15 protein-coding genes are annotated in these 21,826 nt (G+C 51.9%); 7 read left to right on the top strand and 8 right to left on the bottom strand.

Annotated elements, in window-relative coordinates; translation table 11 throughout:
• Positions 1–9: 9 nt before the first annotated feature.
• From SH302x_RS09395 to SH302x_RS09375, 5 genes are all read right to left on the bottom strand, one after another.
• Complete coding sequence (locus SH302x_RS09395; RefSeq protein ID WP_479368470.1) at positions 10–1,422, bottom strand: porin; 1,413 nt, start codon at positions 1,420–1,422, stop codon at positions 10–12.
• Between the two features lie 263 nt (positions 1,423–1,685).
• Positions 1,686–3,140, bottom strand: a complete 1,455-nt coding sequence (locus SH302x_RS09390) for a 3-keto-disaccharide hydrolase (RefSeq protein ID WP_479368469.1) — start codon at positions 3,138–3,140, stop codon at positions 1,686–1,688.
• The gene (gene ribD / locus SH302x_RS09385; protein ID WP_479368468.1) at positions 3,082–4,209 is read right to left on the bottom strand and encodes a bifunctional diaminohydroxyphosphoribosylaminopyrimidine deaminase/5-amino-6-(5-phosphoribosylamino)uracil reductase RibD; all 1,128 of its coding nucleotides are present in this window, start codon (positions 4,207–4,209) and stop codon (positions 3,082–3,084) included. The genes SH302x_RS09390 and ribD overlap by 59 nt, the downstream gene beginning before the upstream one ends.
• Before the next feature lie 22 nt (positions 4,210–4,231).
• Complete coding sequence (locus SH302x_RS09380; RefSeq protein WP_479368467.1) at positions 4,232–4,981, bottom strand: metallophosphoesterase family protein; 750 nt, start codon at positions 4,979–4,981, stop codon at positions 4,232–4,234.
• A 55-nt stretch (positions 4,982–5,036) separates the two neighbouring features.
• Positions 5,037–5,798 carry a metallophosphoesterase family protein gene (locus SH302x_RS09375; protein WP_479368466.1) on the bottom strand — a complete coding sequence of 254 codons (762 nt, stop codon included), beginning with the start codon at positions 5,796–5,798 and terminating at the stop codon, positions 5,037–5,039.
• A 210-nt stretch (positions 5,799–6,008) separates the two neighbouring features.
• Between SH302x_RS09375 and tsaB the strand changes: the two genes are divergently transcribed.
• On the top strand, positions 6,009–6,863 hold the full coding sequence (tsaB, locus tag SH302x_RS09370; protein WP_479368465.1) for a tRNA (adenosine(37)-N6)-threonylcarbamoyltransferase complex dimerization subunit type 1 TsaB: 855 nt from the start codon (positions 6,009–6,011) through the stop codon (positions 6,861–6,863).
• Here tsaB and SH302x_RS09365 read toward each other — a convergent pair.
• Positions 6,767–7,531 carry a hypothetical protein gene (locus tag SH302x_RS09365; protein ID WP_479368464.1) on the bottom strand — a complete coding sequence of 255 codons (765 nt, stop codon included), beginning with the start codon at positions 7,529–7,531 and terminating at the stop codon, positions 6,767–6,769. The two genes, tsaB and SH302x_RS09365, sit on opposite strands and share 97 nt — an antisense overlap.
• 490 nt (positions 7,532–8,021) lie before the next feature.
• Here SH302x_RS09365 and SH302x_RS09360 point away from each other — a divergent pair, with 490 nt between their 5' ends.
• The 4 genes from SH302x_RS09360 (at position 8,022) to SH302x_RS09345 (ending at position 14,455) form a co-directional block, all read left to right on the top strand.
• Positions 8,022–8,453 carry a thioredoxin family protein gene (locus tag SH302x_RS09360; RefSeq protein WP_479368463.1) on the top strand — a complete coding sequence of 144 codons (432 nt, stop codon included), beginning with the start codon at positions 8,022–8,024 and terminating at the stop codon, positions 8,451–8,453.
• Between the two features lie 351 nt (positions 8,454–8,804).
• Complete coding sequence (locus tag SH302x_RS09355; RefSeq protein WP_479368462.1) at positions 8,805–9,872, top strand: PIN/TRAM domain-containing protein; 1,068 nt, start codon at positions 8,805–8,807, stop codon at positions 9,870–9,872.
• A 131-nt stretch (positions 9,873–10,003) separates the two neighbouring features.
• Complete coding sequence (locus SH302x_RS09350; RefSeq protein WP_479368461.1) at positions 10,004–12,217, top strand: serine/threonine protein kinase; 2,214 nt, start codon at positions 10,004–10,006, stop codon at positions 12,215–12,217.
• A 291-nt stretch (positions 12,218–12,508) separates the two neighbouring features.
• Entirely contained in the window at positions 12,509–14,455 is a 1,947-nt protein-coding gene (locus SH302x_RS09345) for a hypothetical protein (RefSeq protein ID WP_479368460.1), read from the top strand.
• Between the two features lie 48 nt (positions 14,456–14,503).
• Here SH302x_RS09345 and SH302x_RS09340 read toward each other — a convergent pair whose 3' ends face one another.
• Positions 14,504–15,769 (bottom strand): purple acid phosphatase family protein, encoded by a 1,266-nt coding sequence (locus SH302x_RS09340; RefSeq protein ID WP_479368459.1) that lies wholly within the window; start codon positions 15,767–15,769, stop codon positions 14,504–14,506.
• Between the two features lie 225 nt (positions 15,770–15,994).
• On the bottom strand, positions 15,995–16,669 hold the full coding sequence (locus SH302x_RS09335) for a DUF502 domain-containing protein (protein ID WP_479368458.1): 675 nt from the start codon (positions 16,667–16,669) through the stop codon (positions 15,995–15,997).
• A 271-nt stretch (positions 16,670–16,940) separates the two neighbouring features.
• Here SH302x_RS09335 and SH302x_RS09330 point away from each other — a divergent pair, with 271 nt between their 5' ends.
• Both SH302x_RS09330 and SH302x_RS09325 read left to right on the top strand, forming a co-directional pair.
• Positions 16,941–18,416, top strand: coding sequence for a porin (locus SH302x_RS09330; RefSeq protein ID WP_479368457.1), 1,476 nt, complete (start codon positions 16,941–16,943; stop codon positions 18,414–18,416).
• 209 nt (positions 18,417–18,625) lie between these two features.
• Positions 18,626–21,763 carry a PAS domain-containing protein gene (locus SH302x_RS09325; protein WP_479368456.1) on the top strand — a complete coding sequence of 1,046 codons (3,138 nt, stop codon included), beginning with the start codon at positions 18,626–18,628 and terminating at the stop codon, positions 21,761–21,763.
• The last annotated feature ends 63 nt before the right edge of the window (positions 21,764–21,826 follow it).

Here is a 21,826-nt window from a genome sequence, read left to right as displayed (position 1 = left end):
AGTGCATGATCACAAGTTGACCTGAAACTGGAAACGAAGGACATCGCCGCGGAATTGTTCATACGATCTTCCACTGGAGTTCGCTCGCAAATTCGTTCGATCCGTAATCAAATATTCGCACACAAGCTCCATCTCTTTCCGCATTTGCCATTCGACACCAAAGTTCCATTCCTTGATGTTGCTGGATGGCGAATTCACCGCGTTCTTGTAACCGCCGTCGAACTCCTGCCACCGTACAAACGGCCAGATTTCGCCATAGCAATCGGTCTTGTAACGGTAGTTAACCATCGCATATCCGCCATGTAACGCGCCGCTTTCGACGGCGGTTTGAGCAGCGTTCAATTCCGGACCTTCACCGACTGTGTATTCAGCTTGGAAGCCGAATGGTTGCGGAAACAATACGAAGGTCCAACCCAGACGTTTATCGGTCAATCCCTCTTCACCCAGCGGTCGACCGCGTGTCCCCAAGGGCACCACGGCCGGTCCATTACCCAGCGGCGAAATCGCAGCACCATTGACCACGTACCGGCCCGTATAGCCTTGAATGCCCATTTCGAAGATCTGGCCGTTGCTGAAGGTGATTGGCAATGTCAACCGCGAAATCAAATGCAACTCGTCATTAAGCTCCCGCAACGAACCGCCTTGACCATTGTAAGCGCCAAAACCAAAGATACCGTAGTTGCCTGACCCCTTCAAACCCTCGTCCGAGATGAACTGAAATGTTTCCTGAGCCCACTCCGGAGTCCAGTAGTAGAACACTCCTAAATCACGTTCATTTCGCGTAGCACTGTTGAAGGCATCGTTACGATCGAGGTAAAGTCGATTTTGGCTAGACTGCATGTTCTCCCAACCATAGGGGACCTTCGACTGTCCCACACGGAAGCGATGGATCTTGGTTGTGTCGAGATAAACATCCCCGTACCAGTCCCGAATTTGAGTGAAGTGATTATTGTTCGTGGCGCCGTCGGGCGTACTCGCGAAATCCGGCTGAAAGTAGATATAAAGATGCTCGCTGATATCACCGTACAGAATCAAACGAGCTCGACGGATGAGGAACTCTTGATCAGAGCTGATCGATCCATCGCCAGCATGATCACGGGGAGCGGAATCTTGGTCCTGATGCGTCAGGTAGTTGTATCGAAACTGCGCATAGCCACGCAGGCTAATCTTCTCATACCATTCTTTTTTCTTCTTCTCTTCTTTTTTCTTCTCGTCGGGTTTTGCAGACGACTTTTCCTTTGCTGATGTCTCTAGCTTTTCCGATAGCGATTCATTCTCTGACTTCAAACTATCGATTGCCATCTCCGCGTTGGAGAGTCTGCTCAATAGATCCTCAAGACTGGTCGATTCCAGTTCCTGGCCGGACAATACGGACGTAAGAACGCACAGACAGGTCACGCCTGCCATGATTCGTTGGATCAAAATGCACTCCCTTGCACATTGATAATGTTCGATCGAATGGAGACAAGCTAATCAATCCCAACTGCTCGCACCTGGAAACCCAGGGGTGCTTAACGCGCCAGGAATTGCTATTTGCTTGCGCGCGACCGTCTCGCATTACAGCACACAACACTCCAGTTGGATGCCCGCCAGTTGGACCCTCGACGCGATAGCTCGCCGAATCATTAATCGAATCTTTTCCGACGGCGAAATATTAAGATTCTTCAAAGCATTTGAAATAGTCATTACTCGCCAATGCTGTCATTTGCTTTTCCAATTGGGTCGATTGCAATCATTCGGAATTCGACAGGATCTGAATGCCCGGCCAGCCCGACGGCACCCCGCGTGCGATCTTTGCCTGGATGCGGACGATCGGCCAAAAACTCCGTCACGTCGGCTAAATCGCCATCCAGAATGCGGACGCCGTTCAATTCGACCTCGATTCGCGAGCCGCGCACGGTCACCTTTTCATAGTTCCACTGGCCGACCGGACGCAGATACCCTCGCTCGGCAGGGATCATGCCGTAAGCGCTTCCATGAGCCTGACGTGGGTCCAGTCCCTTGTACTGCTCGTGCCCATCATCCAGTATCTGCAATTCCGTCATGGAATCATAAGCCCCATCAGCACCTGGTTTATCGAGTGGATAGCGAATCACCAAGCCATTGTTCCCCGCCGGCGGCAAACGAAACTCAACAAACATTTGAAAGTCGTCGTATTCTTGCAAGCTGTGCAGGGTGCCGCCCATTCCATCGCGACAACGCAGAATCATTTCGTAACTGTTAGTCGCTCCGCCCCACCCCTCCAGTTGCCGTCCGTTGAACAGGTAGCTGGCGTTCTTTAAATCGGCAGCTTGTAGAACCGCATTCGCTTGATCGCCGTCCAGCTCCTTCAAATAGATGTTACGCCATTGGATTTCTCCGCCGTGGGTTTGCAACTGAATTGGTCCGGTCCTGGGAAGCGGTTTGCCTGGCTCGAAATAGTTGGCTAGCCGAGCGTCGTCGACCACCAACTGGCCATTTAGCCAGATCCAGCATCGCTCGCCGACCATGCGGATTCGAAATTGGTTCCACTCTCCAAACGGTTTATCGGCGCGAACCAATGGATCTTTACCGGGCGTACCAGCCGGGTTGTTCCAAAGTCCGCCGCTGCCTTTATCTGCCCCCAGGCCAATGACTTCTTCATTGGTCCAATCCCAAATTTGCACTTGGGGTATGCCTCGCAAGTAAATGCCGCTATCGGCTTTGGGAACCGTCTTGTATTGCAGCAGTAGTTCAAAGTCGCCGAAAGCGTTTTGCGTCGTTAGATAAGGGCCATTCCCATCGTTCACAATCGCACCTTCGGCGACCGTCCAGTGTGCCTCCGTCGCTTCATCCCAAGTTGCTTGATCCTGCTCGGATACGTCCGCTGCTTGGCTCGGGCTGAGCTGCGGGCGGCCTTTCCAACCGTTGAGCGTGCTGCCGTCAAAGAGCGATTGAAAGCCTTTGGGCGCGCTTGTAACCATATAGTCCGATTCTGGTTCCTGCGCATGCATTGGCGTTGGAACGTAGCCGTGGAACAAGAGCAGCATGCACAGCCAGCGAAGCGCCGCTGTCAGTGATTCGTGTTTGCGTACAAGCTTGACGAACGAACCAGCTTGCCTTTCAGCGTGGTTTAGTGGGTGGTGTAGGTGGGGTGTCGTAAAGCAGGCGGGAATGGACATAGTAGTTATCTCCAAGAAGTTGTAGGTGGGGGGCTTGCAGCCTAATGCATTGGTCCATTGTAGGCAAACCAAGCCCTGCAATGGGGGAGGGAGCGGAAGAACCGCCAATCAATTTCGGCGCTACAAAGACATGCACCTCATCGATCGCTTGACAATCAAAGAACGAACCTAGTAAGGCGCCGCCACCTTCCACTAGCACGTTGGTCATGTTGCGACCAGCCAGCTCGCGAAGCAGCATCTTGATCCGTTCGCAAGGGTCATTGGTGTCCAGATAGATGACCGCCAAACCACAATCAACCAGTTTGGCTGCCACCGCTTCGTAATCCGGGTGGCAAACCAAGAGCGTCGGGACGTGTTCTGCCGATTGCGCGATTTGGCTGGTGATCGGCAACCGTGCTTTGGTGTCCATGATGATACGGGTTGCGACGCGCGGTCCGGGAGGACGAGCGGTCAGCATAGGATCGTCCATCAAAGCGGTTGTAACGCCGACGACGATGCCATCCATCCGTCCGCGTATCTTGTGAACTTCTCCCAGCGATTGGTCGTTGGAGATCCATTTGGAATGACCTTGGGTCGTTGCGATTTTTCCGTCGAGCGTCATCGCCCACTTCCCTAACACGAACGGACGCTTCTTCGAAACCCATTTGGCAAAGGGCGCAATCAAGGCTTGGCATTCGCTTTCGCAGACGCCGACTTCCGTTTCGATCCCGCCAGCGCGCAGTAATTCCACTCCTCGGCTGGAATGTTGCGGGTTAGGATCCAAACACCCAATGCACACTTTCTTGGGACGCAACTTCAACAGCAGTTGAACGCAGGGTGGCGTTTTTCCTTGAGTGGAACAGGGCTCTAGCGTGATGTAGATCGTTGCATCTTGAAGCAGCGCGGGATCGACGTCATGCAAGGCATTGACTTCGGCATGCGGTTGTCCAAATTTTTGGTGGTAGCCTGAGGAGATCGCTTGATTATTGGATACGACCACGCAACCGACCATAGGATTGGGTTCAACGTAGCCCTCTCCGCGACGAGCCAACTCAATGGCCTTCCTCATCCAATATTCCGACGTGTGCATATCAGCAATTCTTTCGATGAGCTTAACGACCTTCCAATAACCGCTCACCGAGAAAGTCATCTAACTCGGGGATCTCAGCGATCTTCTTGGCGACGCTATCCACGTCATATTCAACGCGGTGGTAGTAGATAAACGGACTTTCATAGATGACGTAGCAACTACGCCAGTCACCGTCTCTCGGTTGACCTACACTGCCGACGTTCACCATGTAGCGTTCTGCGTCGGAGAGTTTCTTGCCAGACGTAATTTCCGCTTGATAGATAAACTCCATCTCATTGGAGAAGACGCCGGGTACGTGCGTGTGACCTTGGAAGCACACGTTGGGAATCATCGAGAACAGCTTTTCCATCTTGCGACGGTTATGGACGTCTTCTGGAAAGACGTACTCGTTGAGCGGATTACGGACCGAGCCATGCACAAAGATCGCCTGTTCTTCGCGAATAAAACGGGGCAACTTCAGCAGGTAGTTTAGCCGCTGCGCAATCTGTTCTTTGGTGCCCACGGTCTCAATAACGTTTCGGGTCCAGAAGATCGCTTGTTCAGCCGCGGTACTAAAGCCTTCGGGGTCAATCAGAGCGCCGTAGTCATGGTTCCCAAGCACGCAGGCATCTAACTTACGTACTTCGTCCAGGCATTCGTTGGGGTTAGGACCGTATCCGATCACATCTCCCAAGCAATATACCTTGTCACATTGCCGTGTAGCGATATCTTCCAGCACGGCATGCAACGCTGGGAGGTTGCCGTGAATGTCACTGATGATTGCGATACGCATCGACTTGCAAAACTGCCTTCCTAGTCATATTGCGAGCAAGCTGCAGACAGATCAATTATCTGCCGGTACGCAGTCGGTCGCCAAGCACATTGTCCAGATCTTCAATGGCGTAAATCTTCTTAATGGTCTTTTCGACGTCGTATTCGACCCGTCGAAAGTAAAACCGCTTCTTGTCTTTATCGATAATAACGTAACAGCTTTTGGGGTTTTCGTCGCGGGGTTGCCCCACGCTGCCGACGTTCACCATCAATTTTTCTCGCTCCAATTGGAACTCATGGTCGCACTGATGCGGCTCGATAAACTCCAAGTCTTCGGTGAACACTCCTGGCATGTGCGTATGGCCTTGGAAGCAATATTGGCGAACGCGTTCGAACATGCTGCGCATTTTGGGGCCGTCGTAAATCGTTTCTGGGAAAACGTATTCGTTGGTTGGATCGCGCGGCGAGCCGTGGACATACAGAATATCATTATCCAAAACCTGCTTTTGCAGCTCGCTGATGAAATCCCAGCGTTTGTTGGCCATCGACTGGCGGCCGCCGGTGACGTCATCCAACCGGTCTCGCGTCCAGTAAATCGCTCGCAGGGCGACCGGATTGAACCCTTCTGGATCGAAAAGTGCGGCTTGGTCATGGTTGCCCAAGATGCAGAACCTCGCCTTCCGCATCACTAAATCCAAGCACTCGCAGGGGTTAGGGCCGTAACCAACGACATCGCCCAGACAAATAATTTCGTCGACCGATTGTGTCTCAATGTCCGCTAGAACGGCATTGAGAGCCTCAAGATTTCCGTGAATATCGCTGATTAACGCTTGCCGCACCTATTTGCTCCTTTTCGATTTGCCCGACATTGTAGTTATATTTAGAGAAATTAAACAAGCATGCATCAAAATGCGGTTTTACCCAGGTAGCGGGCATTTCGCGGCGTTTAAGCTGGGATTGTATGGATTGTTCTTGGTTTCTGAGCGGAAAAGTTTCCTCAGCATCGCCAAAGTTTTAAGGTTTCATAAATTTTTCCACAGGAATTTTCCGTGCTAACGGACCTCAACGCGCAAGCAGCGAACCTTTTCGACCACAATCTACCGCCGCCACCTTCGCCGCTCATGCTTCCGCTGTTAGCCGTCGAATGCAGCGGTCAGTACGGTTCAATCGCGCTGCAGGTTGCTGGAAAAGCTTACTTTCTAAAGCTTCCGCAATCACAAACGACCGCCGGCAGTCTGGCTCCAGCCATCCAAACTTTACTTCGGCAATGCGGACTGACTTGCAAGAATCTTAATGGAATTTGCGTGACCCATGGGCCTGGTTCCTTCACTGGACTGCGCATCGGCCTGGGAATGGGCCGCGCCATGGCATTTGCATTGCAATGCCCATTGTTGGGAGCCAGCTCCCTGGCAACCCTGGCTCACAACGCCGCTCTGCAATATCGCGACGCGGCAGTCGCTTCCAGCTCAACCGGCCGCCGGTTCGTCACGGCCATCAATGCGTTTCGGCACGAATTGTTCGTTGCTGGCTGGGAGCTAGACGCGCTGAACCGCCCGCTGCCGATCTGCAGCGACCGCAGAGTGCTTCGAAGTGAGCTTGTCGCGTGGGCTAACGAAACCTTGGGCACATCCGACTGGAACGTGTTTAGTCCAGAAGGTCCCAAATTCTTCGGCGACAACGTGAGTTCAACGCAGTTGGAACCGACGGCCGGCGGCCTTTTGATGGCGGCTCATGCAACTTTATCGACCAGCAGCACGCTTGCTTCCCAGTCGGTCTCCAATGACAACAGCTCGGCTGGTTCGTCAGATCAGTTTCGCGTCGACGACGTGCTGCCGGTATATTTGCGAGCCAGTGCGGCAGAAGAGAAACGCGACGAGAACTCCAATACTTTGCCCAAATCGTAAGGCGAGCCGATAACGAAATCGATTTTGGATTCCAGCCAATTCCTTGCCTGGGAAAACCGCGGAAAATCGCTCAAGGCAAAGATGACGCTGGCCGGATAAGCTGCTCGCAACCGTTGTGCAAATTGGTCCTGAACGCTGGTATCGGGACTCCAGACGTCAGGTTCCCACAATACGCAATTCGGTTTGGCCGCTATTAGACTTCCATGGCAAGGCATCGCCACTGGCGACCAATTCAGGCCCTCCACCGCGTGGCAAACCGCTGTGCGCGTTGCAGCAGAATCACTGAAACAAGCGACCGTCTGCGCGCACCGCGAAGGTTGCTCGTTGGCGGGCATACCAGTTCTGGCGACTGCGAGCGAACTCAGAACGCTCCAAAACTTGTAAAGCTCAAACCAGTAGAAGCTGTGCATGCGCGAAACGATGGGAAACACGCGACGATGGCCTTGCCACCACTCTCCAAGAATCGCAACCAAGCACAGGCTGGGACGGTCGGCCTGCAACTGATCCAGAGCAGCCAAAAGGCGCGCATCACGGTTGGGTAAACAGACCACCGCCAGATCCACTTCGTCAGTGACTAGGCAATCCAAATCCAGATCGCTGTGGACGCGAGTGTTCAACTTTGCAACTCGCACGTCAACGGTCAAGCAAAGTTGGTCTATTTTTTCCATTGACCAGTCCAATTCGGATCGCCACAGCGGCCCTGAGCGATTTTCGCAGGACTGGGGAAACTGGGAATTTTGGGACAAGTTTTTCGACAAAGTAGAAAATTCTTCTGGGGCCTGAGTCGCCGGTTTGATTCTGCGGAAGCTGATTTAAGCAGTATTCTGCCACGTTTCGTGCCGGTTATGGGAAAAAAACTGGTTTCGCAAATGCTGCGTTTTCCACCAACCGATTGCTAGCACTAGTCGCCTGCGCTCTTGCGTACTAGGAATGCGAACTTATACTACCGCCGAATTTTAAATCCGTGAAGATTACCCAAACCTCCCAGCTTGCCTAACAGCGAGCTTTAGTCCCCCATCGAAGCGAACGGGTAATCCTCGCAAACGTGATGACCACGTTTTGGCAAGTCTGCTTGCCCAAGAGGTGGATTGGTTGAAGGTCGCAAGCGCGGTCTGCAGCCGACTTGGTATTTTTTACTATTTAGGGAAGGATGTTTTTATGCTTCAAGCTCTAGGGATTTTTCTTTTGACCGTCGCTCATGCTTCATCGCAGACGGACAAGTTATCTTACGAGGACGCTTACCTCAAAGCTCAGAAAGAAGAGAAGGTACTTTTGGTCGTGGTCGGTGCCGACTGGTGTGCCGCTTGCAAAACGCTCAAGTCGTCAACTTTGGAGCCCATGCAAAAATCAGGCAAACTTGATTGCGTGGTGCTGGCTCAAGTTGACAAGGACTCGCAACCAGAATTGGCCAAGCAGATGATGAACGGTAACTCGCTGCCGCAACTGGTTGCCTTCAAGCAAACTGAAAGTGGCTGGAAGCGTTTTTCATTGAGCGGCATTCAAAGCGAAACTCGCGTTGAAGAGTTGATCCGTGCCGCTACAGGTGGACAACAGTCTGCTGCCTCCGCGAAAGATACGGTCTCTCGATAAGCTTGAGCGATGGCTCGCTTGCCTACTTTTTGATTATTGATCGGCACTGGCAGCGTGCCGGTCGTAGGCTACCACTTTCATCAACATCCAGAATGATATCGACTCGCCTCCACAGGGGGCAGCCGCCTTTTTGGAAGGCGTTCTGAGGTTAAGGCTGGGGGCTGGATGTTGATGGTTTGTACTGAATTCTTCGGGAAGTGGTACAATTAGCGTTTCGAATAATCGCGTTTGTATGGTAGAAACCCAAGTCTTGATCCGATTTATATCTGGGAGTAGCGGGTTTCGAAAAGTGATCGTTGAAGACCACGAAAGTAGCTCGCACCATGTCTCGCTCCAATGTAAAATTGATGTATGAAGAAGTGGCTGCAGGCTCTATTAACGAAACGAAACGCGGCGAAAAAGTCTGAAACCGTAGCCATGGTCGTGCTGCGGTTGATTTTTATCTTTATCGTTGCCGGCGTTGGAACCATTCTGGTGCGACTGAATAATACCGGTCCCAGCTACATGCCGTATTTTGTGATGAGCGGATCGCTGCTGATCGCGGCAGGCGTCATCGCGCTGGATATGTTTTTCGAGAAGAAGCGGATTGAAATCATATCGGCGGTCTATTTCGGTCTGCTGGTCGGTATGCTGCTGACGTATCTTTTGTGGGTCGCCTTGATGCCGGTCCTGATCGACGTGCCCGGATCAGGAATCTACATGTTGTTGTTGGCGGTTATCGTTTGTTACACTTGCATTTCGATGCTCTTGCAAACCAAGGACGATTTCCGCTTTGTAATCCCTTATGTGGAGTTTGTTCGCGAAATCAAAGGTGCCCATCCGCTGATTCTCGATACAAGCAGTTTGATCGACGGCCGCATCGGCAACTTGGCCAATACTGCGATCATTGATGTGCAAATGATTATGCCTCAGTTTGTACTGCAAGAACTGCAGACCATTGCCGACAGCAGCGACAAACTGCGACGGGTCCGCGGTCGCCGAGGGTTAGACATTCTCAATACGCTGCAGAACAACGAAAAACTTGATTTCATGATCTATGATCGTGAGCACGCGGATTGGAATGGGATGCCTGTTGATATGCGTTTGGTTGAGCTTGCCAAACATTTACACGGCCGACTGGTTACCAGCGACTTTAATTTGAGCAAGGTTGCCAAGGTACACAACGTGCCGGTTGTCAACTTGAACGAAATCGCAAATGCCTTGCGCCCCCACTTCTTGCCCGGCGAGGCCTTTGAAATCAAGATCGTCAAGCCAGGCGAGGGGCATGACCAAGGTGTAGGTTATTTGGACGATGGTACGATGGTTGTCGTCGAAGGGGGGCGAGCCCGCATCGGTTCGACGGCCGCGGTCGTCGTCACCAGCAACCTCCAGACGCAAAGTGGTCGCATGATTTTTGCCAAATTGGATGACGCTGCGTAATTGGCTTTCTTTCTGCTATAATTTGTAATCATTGAATCCGTGAACTTGGTTTTCCGGTGGCTGTGAGTTTTCCGGTGGCTGGCACCGCAGAACACGCTTTCCTATGCATTCGTGACGGGCTGTGATTGTAGATGCAACAAGACAAAACGAATGCAAAAGCAAAGGCGTCGGCTCAATCTCCCGCGAACACTTTAGGGCTCGACGACCTGTCGACGCATCCAATGGCGACGGCCAGCGAAGCTCGCCAGCAATTGCCCATCGAATTTGGGCGTTACCGCTTGCTGAAACAAATTGGTGAAGGCGGGATGGGCGCGGTTTATTTGGCCCACGATACCGAACTGGACCGCAAGATCGCTTTAAAGATGCCGCATTTTCAAGGCAAGCGTTCAAAAAACCAAGTCGATCGATTTCGCCGAGAGGCTAGGCTGGCAGCCAATTTAGATCATCCCAATATTTGCCGCATCTTTGATATTGGCGAATTCAACGGTCAGCTTTTTTTGACGATGGCTTACGTCGAAGGCCGAACGTTACACGATATTGTCAAAGCCAAAGGAGCCATCGATCCTAAGACGGCTGCCGCTTTGGTCAAACGTATTGCTTTAGTCGTCGATGTCGCTCATCGCGATGAAATCATCCATCGTGATTTGAAGCCATCGAATATCATGATCAAAAAGGATCGTGAGTTCGTCATCATGGATTTCGGCTTGGCGAGACGAATGGAGCAGGATGACGCTCAACTGACCACGGAAGGCGCGGTCTTAGGCACGCCAGCTTATATGGCACCCGAGATGCTATCGGCTGGTTCGGAAACCATGAGCGCGCAGTCGGATGTGTACAGTTTGGGCGTGATCCTTGTCGAAATGCTGACTGGCGAGCGTCCTTTCCAAGGTACCCTGCCGCAGGTGTGTGCCCAAGTCCTAACCAACGAGTGCATCGCCCCCTCGCAGAAGAACTCTACCATTCCGCAAGGGCTCACGGAGATTTGCAAACGAGCGACGCACTCCGATTTAACACAACGCTATCGATCGGCTGCTGAACTTGCGAACGCTTTGAATGACTTTCTAAGCACACTGACCGTGGCCATTCCGACCAAAGTCACGTTGAAGCCAAAATCAACACCGGTCAAGCAGTCGAGCACGAGTACTCCGGCAACAAAATTTTCGCCGACGCGCAGGCCTCCGCTAACGACGATTGCCCTGGGCGGTCTCTCGTTCTTTATGCTGGCCGTGATTATCATCCTGGTGCGAAATCGCGATGGCTCCACCACAGAAATTCGACTGCCGGATAATGCAACCGAAGTTGAGGTCAGAAATAACCAACAGCCTCTGGCGACCATCGTCGTTCCGTCAGATATCCCCCCTCAAGTACTGGAGGAGGCGAAGTCAGAACAAGCAGTTGCACCCGAGTCGCCTGGACTTGCCACAACGCTGCCGGCCTCCCAAGCGGCGGTCGGGACCAAGGATGAACCACTTCCACCGCAGCAACTAGCCGCCGCAACAAAGCTAAACCAACAGTGGGACTTGCTCTTGAAACTGGCCGACGGATCGTTCGTCAATGTCGAAGCCCAGAAGCTAGTGCCTAGCCAAGTCGGCAAGGTCGTTGCGATACGGGCTTACCAGCCATTAAACTTGCCGGGAGACTATATCGAAGAAGTCCTTCTACCAACGCTCACGGATCTACCCGATTTGGAAGAAATCGGTGGTATCGGACAGTTCCTGCTGTCAGAGAATCAGTTAATTCTGTTGGGCCAATTGCCATTCGCAGCGAACGTAAACATCCTTGGATGTTGGATCGCGCTGACCGCTGCAACTGCAGAGACACTGGAAACAAAATTCCCCAAACTGACACGAGTAAGTTTACTTGTCGAGAACGCCAGCGATAACGACATTCGAAAAATTGCTGGCTTGAAACGTCTAAAATCCATTTGGTTCAATCGGATTACGGATTCTATCAGCAGTGTAGCCATTGGGTCGATTGCTGGCATGGAATTGGAGCATATCGCCTTTTTTCAAGCGAGAAAGTTCAACGATCAAGAACTGCGCACTTTGAGTACCATGCTAACTCCTGACATTGAGTTTCGTGACTGCAATATGGATGCGACAGATATCGGCAAGCTGGTACCTGGCATGCAAGCGTCAACGTTTCGGCTAACCTTTACAAATTTGACAGCCGAGGCGGTGCAAGCTGTGCAGGTGATGACCAAACTGCAGTATCTTGATCTTCGCCAGACGAACGTGGATGCGCCGATGATCCAAAAGCTGCTTGATGCGCGACCAGACCTCATCGTTTACTGGGATGAGGGAACGATGGGCGGTTCGTCGCTCAAGGGCATGGGAGGACAGTAGTTCCAAAACACCAAAACGAAATCTAGCCAGGTCAAGCACCAAAGCGGACAGGCGTGTGTGCAACCATGCTGGCACATCGATCGAAGTCTTCGTTCGCTCGAGCCTGCCGGGCTTTTTCAATCACACACAAGTTGGCATTCCCAAGCGATTATTGTTCTTGTTCTAGCCGAAAAATATGGCCGGATTGATTCTTGCAAATCATCCTCGTCACCTTTCCGTAAAATCATGTAAAATGAGGCCGCCTTCCTTACTATCCTACCTGCGTCCCTCCAATATGAGCTGCTGCCCATCATGCTTACTGCTCTGCGTTCGATACACTCAATTCCCGCCCACTGCATCTTGGTCTTTGCGTTATGCAAAACTGCTATCGCTGCAGTTGGCGATCCTCAGATTGCCACAAACCATGCTTGGTATCCCGGCGAATTAGCATGCTCGACCTTCGAACGCTTGGTCGGAACTCAAGCCAACTTGTATGAACTAGTTACTGGGCAACGACCGGTCACGGACGAACAACGTGTTTTAGCTTCATGGCTCTGGCGCAACACACATTATTGGCACGGCGAACAAGGAACCGAAGATCTTTGGGGGCGTGGTTTTGCGAACGATGCTGATTCAGCCACCCGCGAATACTGGACTGGGTTGTTCGCGCACGGGTTTGCTCTGTGCGGCACGACGCATTCGCAATGGACCGCCGAGATGCAACATCTGCTCGGACACAATCGAGCACGCGTGGCGGGCGTGACAGGGCACAACTCGTTCGAAGTGTTTTTGAAGGGCAGTGCGTATGGCGATGGGCGTTGGGCTCTGCTGGACCACGATATCTCAACGGTCATCTTTGACTTAGATGGCAGCCGTCTATTGTCAATCAATGAACTCAAAGACGGCAACCTCAAGCTTACCTTAGAACAAACGACTGCGCCCAAGCAGAAAGGCTGGCCCGTCTGCGGACTTCATCCTGATGATGGCAGTTGCTATGATACCTTCACCACAGCCGAATACCTTGCGGGCTATGCGGGGCCGCCTCCAATCGTTCACTTGCGACGGGGCGAAAGCTTGCGGCGATACTTAAAGCCTGGCTTGGCGGATGGTCAAACGTTTGTCTTCTGGGGACGCAATTACCAAGCTGACGGCATTCCCGGTCCAGAACGATCTCGAACTTGGGTTAACCAACCAGACAAGATGTTCGGCTCGACCAATGGAACGGGCTACCGCGCGGGACAAGCTCGCTATGCGAACGCCGTCTATTCCTATCGCCCTGATTTCGCTAGCGGGGACTATCGCGAAGGCATCGTAGACGAAAGCAGCCAGCATGTCACCTTCGAGTTCCACTCGCCCTACATCATCGCTGCCACACCGGCCTCGAACGAACCTTGGGCTATCTATGAACCAGGCTGCCGCAACGGTTTAGTCGTTTCCTCTTTGAAACAAGTTCCCGTCTCCATTTCTCTAGATCGAGGACAAACTTGGAAGTCCGCTGGCCGCATTTCCGACCTGCTCGATTTAACAGATTACGCCAAAGGACATCGACAATATTGGTTGCGATTCGAGGCGAGTGCTGCAGAATTGTCGACAAGTGATTTGGTCATCAATACGGTTTGCCAAGCGAACAGTTCTATCATTCCACGATTGACTGACCATGGCAGCACGGTGCAGTTCGAAGCCAGCGGTCTTGCGCTGGAAAGCGCTGGACCAAATATCGCTCAGGCGACACCGCATATTGTGGATGGTAAATTCGATTCACCACGCGTCACAATGCAACTAGCTGCACCTCGAAACTGTTCCATCGCCAAGATTTACGCGGCTGGGCATATCGCTTCGTCCAATCCTCCATCTCCCGAGTTCACTTATCGCATCGAGTATTCGCTAGATCGTGGTAAGTCGTGGAAGGACATGATCGATGATTGGCGGATTACCCGGCAAGGCGAAGAGCCGACTGATTTTTGGTCACAAAGTTTTTGCTGGGGTGCAGTTCCGATTGAAGACCATAGCAGTCCAGTACAAGTCCGCTTCCGCAACGATGGCGGCAAGCGATATTTACGAACCGAAATGCATGTCGCTTATCGCGTTGCCCAACAAGACCCAACGCGGGTCACTTTCCATTGGAGCGATCGCGATGGCTTGCACACTCAATCAAGGACATTCGCTGCCGATGCATTGGCTTCTGAAGCCTCAGCATGGCAAATCGCCACGGGAGCAAATGTCGAGACGCTCTGGGTCGAGTATGCACCTGCACCTTAGCTATCGGCAACACGCTATCGGCAACACGCCATCGGCAACAAGGGACGACTAAGGCGTTACGGGAGTGGTACGAGGATTTGGGATCACAACATCATCGAACTCGACACCCTCGATATCGATCGCTCGCAGTCTCGCTTGGCCGCTGGCTTGCAGTTCAACATGCCACACATGGTTACGTGGCTCAGCGCGCTCTAGCCACCACGCTTCACCGGGCTTGGGGACTTCCCGCGTCTTCACCGCCCACGCGCCATCACCGACGTACAGCAAACCATTTTCATCGTCGCGCTGGTGCTGGCGGATACGATACGTCCGTTTGTAGTTGTGATGATCATTTTCGAAGATAGCGGTCACTCCATACTGCTCCAGCGTTGGAACCCAGTGCTGGCGAATAGCGACAGCTTGTTTTGCATCCAAGGGAGTTCCATTTTCGGGGGCTTTGGTAGTTCCATAGGCAGGATAGTGGTAGCAAGCAAAGAGAAACTGTTGATCGTTGCGGGCCTTCATCGCCTCCCGCAACCAGTCCGCTTGCGCGCCATCGATCGGTTGTGTGTGATTTGAATCCAAGATGACCAGCGACAGATATTTTCCAAAATCTAAGGCGTAATACGATCGATCCTCTGGCAGCGAAAAAAGACTGTAGAAGTAAGGTGCGTCGTCGGGGATCTTGCCATTGTAGCCACCGCGAACTTCGTGATTTCCGATGGCCACAACCATTGGGACCAAGCGGCGGTCCTTAGCCGTCGTTGCAAGTAACCAGGACTGCAGCCAATCCACCCACCGCTGCGCTTGGACGCCATTGGCATAAGCCAAGTCTCCTCCCAGCAATGCAAAATCCGGGTCGAGTTTGGAAACGATTCGATTCATCTTATCAACCGACTCTCGCGAGTGCATCATGTCGCCCCCCGAGACAAACCTAACGGGACGATTCAGTTCAGTGGGCATGGTGCGAAACCGCCAACCATCTTTAGGGTCGTCTGCTTTTTTACCGATACCAAACTCATACATCGTATCAGGCTGCAATCCTGTCAACTCGACACGGCGCAGTTGCAAAGTCGATGGCCCCACCGGCAATTGCATGGCTTCCACAGAATTCCACTCTTGGTTATCAACCTGTCGATACCAGATAGTTTGCGTATTCTTCGCATACAAGTTGACCCAATTGATCGTCATGGTGGTTGCTGGAGAATTGGTCCAAGTCAGATAGATGCCCGTAGGGTCTTGAGCCTGCGATGCACTACTGCAGCACACAATGATCAAACCAAACAACAGACAGGAGTACACAAACTGACGACCGGCAGCGAATGAAGCTAGCATGGAAATACTTCGAGATTGGATGAATAAAGGCGGGATGAATGGCAGGGCGTGAGGAGCAACACACGCTGGTCGCATTATACTCAAATGCAGACCTCAAGGAACCGGTTACAAGCTGTACTTCACACCATCTACATAATTCGACTTCACCAAGCAAACTATGTGCTGCTGATTTTTTGGAAAGGTAATCAGCGAGAAGACTGCGATAGTCGCTTTTGCACAAAAAGCTTAATTCACGCCTTTCGAAAGGAGACTCGCCAGCGCCGCTTGATCTATCAAGCTCAATGAACCACGCCCCAATTGTTCGGCAGTGGTCAATGCGTCACCAAAAGGACGTTGCAATCGCTGCACTTGATCTTCCGCCACCACGATCACTTGGCCGGACCAAGTGTCTGGTGAGCCAGGGAGATACAATGTCACAAACTTGAGTTCGCTATTCGTCTCGGTACCTGGGCTACTGGTACGCTCTACTTCAAATCCAAACCGAACATGGCCAGGCAAACTTACCATCGCAGGGATTAACTGATTCTTCAGAATGTCATTCCCGATATTGCCTGTAAGCTGTTCTTTGATAATTGCATACCGAGGAAAGACCAACAAAAGATACTTCTCGACAAACTGATTGAATCGTCTGGCAATGCCACGCTCCGCCAGCATACCAGCCAGAAAACAAGTGCTTATCATCAAGCAAAACGATAACGCAATAATCAATGAGTAACCTAGCGGACCAATCAGCAGCAACGCTTGCGGCATATGCGCACTGATCGCTAGGACCGTGTGCCAGATCACTTCCGCAACTTGTCCAACCAAAAATGCAAACACGCCCAACGGCAGGAGAAAGAATAAACCACCGATCAAAGTAGTCTTGAGGACACGAAGTGTTTTGGATGTTTGGCGATACATAAATCGGGTACAAAAGTCGGCGAATGAAGAGTGGTGACGTAGTTTGCAAGTGAACGTATTCTAGTCCGTACTACCGTGCAGTGCGACATGGCCAAGAGTTGTGCGAAGATGGCAAGGTATTCGACATCTCATTTGCTATTTTGCGCCGATTCCCTATCTCAGCAGGCTTGTTCGGTTCAAAACTACGCATTTTGCCATCGTCGCAATTCGTTGAAGTTCGTTGTCCTGGTCGCCCGATGACCTTATCACAGGCGCTACATGTTCCACGTTGATGCCAGGCTTCGTTTCATTGAAGGACAGCTTAAGCTTACCGAAAAGGTTTGCTGCCAAATTAATAGAACCAGTTTGGCGGTTTGGGATCGCGCTGTCGTTCGGTTTGACCACTGGAATCGCCAGCCAAGCACAATCTCTAGACGGCCCATTGCATGTACAGCCAGTCGCTCCAGCAATCGCTGACTCCGAAATCATCTTCTATGATTTCACGCCGATTGAACCGCCGATGACGGCGTACAACTCGCAAGAAATGCAATTGCCCACAGTTCCTGTGACGCGATCCAGCTCCTTTGACGCTGGCTATCAGCGCGGCTTCTTTATCGAAACCACGGACCCAAACGAGCCTCCGTTTCGAATGCAAGTTAACTTGCAAAATCAGTTTCGCTACACCGGCTTTGCTCGTACCAACCAAGAATGGGTTGATTCAGCCGGAAACGTTTTGCCTATTGCGAATCGAAATGATTTTGACATCAACCGCGGACGACTCATCTTTTCCGGGCATGCGATCGACCGAGATCTCAACTACTATCTAAACTTGGACTACACGACGCTGCGCGATGATGACGTCACTGTCTTGCTTGCGTGGGTCAACTATCGCTTCAACGATGCATTTGACTTGTACTTTGGCAAAGGCAAGGTCCCCGGTGGCCGAGAGTGGCTGTTGACGTCCATGTATACGATGGCTCCAGATCGATCATTAGCGACGACGTTCTTTCGACCAAGCATCACGACTGGTATCTGGGCCAAAGGCCAACCGCTGGATGGTTTGTTTTATCAAGCGGCGATCGGCAATGGGTTTAATACAGCGTCGGCTGGTTTTCGTGAGCTGGATACGAATTTTGTCTATTCCGGTAACTCGAGGTGGGAGCCGTTGGGCGAATTCGGAGGGCTCTACTCAGATCTTAGTTATCACGATGAACTTGCCGTCCGCTCGGGCAGCAGTTTCACTACCTCACGACAATCCGGCCGCCAATTCGATAGCTCAGAGCCAGAGGATTCATTTGTGCGGCTGTCCGACGGGACTGATCTGACACTGCCAAACGCGTTGGCCCCCGGTGTGACCGTGACGGAGTATTCTCTCTTTTTGGCTACTTTCGACTTGGGAGCGAAATATCGAGGTTTTAGTTGGCATGGCGAATACTTCTTGCGATGGCTGCAGGACATTCGCGGTACGGGACCGTTACCGCTTGCGGACACTGCCATCTTTGATCACGGTTTCTTCGTGCAATCTGGGACATTTGTGATACCGAAACGCCTTGAAGTGTACGGTCGTGGATCTGTCGTGAAAGGTGAATTTGGGGGCGGTTACGAGAGTGCCTGTGGTTTCAATTGCTTTGTGCGGGGAACTGACCTTTGGCGATTTGGAGCTGATTTGGCTTACTTCGAAAACTCTCCAACTGAACAGATTCGTACCGGCTACGAGGTCGGAGCCAGCGGGATTCTGGTCCGAACCCAACTGCAAACCACGTTCTGAGTAAGGCTGGCAAAAGTTCATCGCCAGAGGTTCTACTGCCCGACCAGCAAATGTTGCACTTCCAGCGAAAGCACTGGCAGGTGAGCTTAATTCATTGACAGGAAAGCCTATGGACGAAATAATCCTTACTAATCTTCTGTCTTTCGGTCGTAAAGAATGGACGACGCACCAGAGTGCTGACGTGCAGCAAGGGCTGACAAGGAAAATTAATGTCGCTCCCAGACACGAGCCAACTACACACGAACACTCTCGTTTCAAGCATTCCGCTGCGCGGGGAAAACGATCTGGAATGGTTTTGTGCTCTGGCCGAAAGTATTAGCGATCTAGTATGGCTGGTTTCCGATGGCGAAGAGCTGCAGATAGCCAACTCAAGTTTCCGACGCTTTACGGGTATCCCATCGAATGAGCTTTCGAAGCTGACGTGGACCCAAATCATTCACGCGGAAGATCGCATAGCGTGCTTGCGTCTATGGGAACGCTCATCGGAAAGCTCGGATTCGTTCGAAACAGCATGCCGAATGCGGCATCATGACGGTTCATATCACTGGTTCACCGTCAATAGCAAGAAGGTTGCCCCCACGCAGGACTCGCGTGCGTGCAGGCTGATGATCGCCAAAAAGATCGACCAGACGATGGTTCCTAAGAATCAAATCGACACGGACCAACTCGCAACCGAACGCCGCTATCAGACTTTGTTTGAATCTATTGATCAAGGCTTTTGCATTGCGCAAATGATCTTGGACGAACAACATCAACCGATTGACTATCGGATTGTCGAAGGCAATGCCGCCTTCGAGGAATTAACCGGGCTGCGAGACACTGGTCGCCGTACGATACGAGAGATCCTACCTGACTTAGAGTTTTGGTGGGTCGAAACCTATGGCCGTATTGCCTTGACTGGAAAGGCTGATCGCTTCGAGTACTACGCGGGCCCGATGGGGAAATGGTTCGAAGTGTACGCGTTTCCCATCGCAGAACCAACTGCGTTGCAGGTTGCAATCTTCTTTAAAGATATCACCGAGCGTCGAAAGAGCGACGCGGCTATTGAAGAGTATCGCCGGCGCTTGGAGACAGCTTTGATCGCTGGCGAAGTCGGCTCATTCGAATGGGACATAGAGCAAGATCGCTTGTGGGGAGATCAAAACTTCGCGCGGATCTTCAATATACCTTTGGGTACCGATGGGGCTGCACCGCTTGCGTCATACCTTGCTGCGATCCATCCTCAAGACCTTGAAAACGTGCGAGCCATGATCAATGAAACCGTGGCCAAAGGAGGCGTGTTTCAAGCCGAGTATCGCGTAATCAGCAGCGGGCAAGAACGATGGTTAGTCGCTCGCGGAAAAACAGAAAGCGACGAACAGGGAAAAGTCAGACGCTTTCCCGGAATCGTATTGGATGTGACTGAACGCAAGCAAGCGGAGCTGCAGTTGCGTGACAGCCAGCAGCGGTTTCGAGAACTGGCCAACGCGATGCCGCAACTGGTGTGGACCGCGAACGACGACGGGACAGTGACTTATTACAATTCCCAGGCACAACGCTACCAAGGTATCTCGAAGGATGTTCGCGAGGTATGGCAGTGGCAGCCTGTTCTGCATCCGGATGATATACAGCGCACGATCGACTCCTGGCATGAAGCAGTCTCCACTGGAAAAACCTATGAATGCGAGCATCGAGTTCGCATGGCCGATTCTACTTATCGCTGGCATCTGAGCCGAGCCTTCAAGGTGCAGGGGGCCGAAGCCTCGCGATGGTATGGCACCGCCACTGACATCCACGAATTGAAACTCGCCGAACAAGCGATGCGGGAAAGTGAAGAACGCTTCCGGACCCTAGCTGATAACATGTCACAATTCGCATGGATGGCCGACGAGCATGGAAATATTTTCTGGTACAACCGCCGTTGGCTGGATTATACGGGAACCACTTTAGACGAAATGAAATCGACTGGATGGCAATCGGTGCACCATCCCGACCTTGTTGAGCGAGTCAGTGAGAAATTCCAGCAATGCATCCGTTCGGGTGTCGACTGGGAAGATACGTTTCCGTTGAGAGGTTACGATGGAGAGTTCCGTTGGTTCTTATCTCGAGCAGTACCCATCCGTAACCAGCAAGGCGAGATCACGCGTTGGTTCGGCACCAACACGGATGTGACGGAGTTTCGAAAGATAGAAGCCGAACTGCGTCGCGCTCAAGAACTAGCCGAAGTTGCCAACAAATCCAAGAGCGATTTTTTAGCAAACATGAGTCATGAGATACGGTCTCCCATGACCGCCATTCTTGGCTATGCAGATCTATTATCTGCCGAGAATGAATCGGATCGAGTCAAAATTGAAACGATTCGTCGAAATGGTCAATACCTGCTCGCACTGATCAACGACATCCTCGATCTTTCGAAGATTGAGGCCGGTAAACTGGAATTAGAACTGATTGACTTCAGCCCCCGAAAACTTGTCGAAGAAGTTTTCGCCCTGATGCAGGTCCGTGCATCTGAAAGTGGCCTGCAGTTCGAACAAGTTTTTGCTACCGAAATCCCAACTGTGGTCAGCAGCGATCCCATCCGAATCCGCCAGATCTTAATTAACTTGGTGGGTAACGCAATCAAGTTCACCGAAACCGGTGGTGTTGAAGTGATCGTTAGCTTTGATGCCCAACCATCGGAGCTGAAAATTGAAGTAGTCGATACGGGCATCGGCATGGACGGCGAGGAAATTGAACGGCTGTTTAAACCGTTTTCGCAAGTCGATGCGACCATTTCGCGGAGATTTGGCGGCAGTGGTTTAGGGCTAGCCATCAGCCAACGCCTAGCCGGTCTGCTGAACGGTCGTATTTCCGTAGAAAGTGTGGTAGGGCAGGGCAGTCGGTTTGCTTTGATCATTCCTGTGCCCGGCGTGGTGGAATTGGAACGAGTTTCGAAATCGGACCAAGTAGCGTCCCCCGATACGACGGGAAGGCAATTGACTTCCGGACAGCTAAGTATCCGAGTCCTCGTGGTCGACGACCGACGCGATGTTCGTTTTTTGGTTCAAAGCTTTGTTCATAAAGTCGGCGGCGAAACGGTGCTATGCGAGAACGGCGCTCAAGCGATCGAAAGGATCCAAACGGACACCGCGGCAGGAATGCTGTTCGATGTCATACTCATGGATATGCAAATGCCCGTCATGGATGGTCCTACCGCAGTGCGTCTGCTGCGCGCCAGCGGCTATGATCGCCCAATCATTGCCTTAACCGCCAATGCGATGAGCACCGATCGCGATCAATGTATCGAAGCTGGTTATGACGATCATCTGAGCAAGCCGGTAGACGTGCAGCGACTGATTGAAATTCTTCGTCGCTACACAAGCAAATAACGCCACGCTATGCATACCCGCAACTGAGCACAGCGTTCGCTCTGTTTAACCGCCGGCGATAGA

This window comes from Njordella calcicola (assembly GCF_056494125.1).
The sequence above is the reverse complement of the archived record's forward strand: the minus strand, read 5'-3'. Positions and strand labels throughout refer to the sequence as shown.

Coding starts and splice junctions, on each gene's coding strand:
- SH302x_RS09355 (WP_479368462.1), top strand. CDS start 8,805: ATGAAGAAGTGGCTGCAGGCTCTATTAACGAAACGAAACGCGGCGAAA.
- SH302x_RS09350 (WP_479368461.1), top strand. CDS start 10,004: ATGCAACAAGACAAAACGAATGCAAAAGCAAAGGCGTCGGCTCAATCT.
- SH302x_RS09345 (WP_479368460.1), top strand. CDS start 12,509: ATGCTTACTGCTCTGCGTTCGATACACTCAATTCCCGCCCACTGCATC.
- SH302x_RS09340 (WP_479368459.1), bottom strand. CDS start 15,769: ATGCTAGCTTCATTCGCTGCCGGTCGTCAGTTTGTGTACTCCTGTCTG.
- SH302x_RS09380 (WP_479368467.1), bottom strand. CDS start 4,981: ATGCGTATCGCAATCATCAGTGACATTCACGGCAACCTCCCAGCGTTG.
- SH302x_RS09360 (WP_479368463.1), top strand. CDS start 8,022: ATGCTTCAAGCTCTAGGGATTTTTCTTTTGACCGTCGCTCATGCTTCA.
- SH302x_RS09325 (WP_479368456.1), top strand. CDS start 18,626: ATGTCGCTCCCAGACACGAGCCAACTACACACGAACACTCTCGTTTCA.
- SH302x_RS09365 (WP_479368464.1), bottom strand. CDS start 7,531: ATGGAAAAAATAGACCAACTTTGCTTGACCGTTGACGTGCGAGTTGCA.
- SH302x_RS09335 (WP_479368458.1), bottom strand. CDS start 16,669: ATGTATCGCCAAACATCCAAAACACTTCGTGTCCTCAAGACTACTTTG.
- ribD (WP_479368468.1), bottom strand. CDS start 4,209: ATGCACACGTCGGAATATTGGATGAGGAAGGCCATTGAGTTGGCTCGT.
- SH302x_RS09330 (WP_479368457.1), top strand. CDS start 16,941: ATGCCAGGCTTCGTTTCATTGAAGGACAGCTTAAGCTTACCGAAAAGG.
- SH302x_RS09390 (WP_479368469.1), bottom strand. CDS start 3,140: ATGTCCATTCCCGCCTGCTTTACGACACCCCACCTACACCACCCACTA.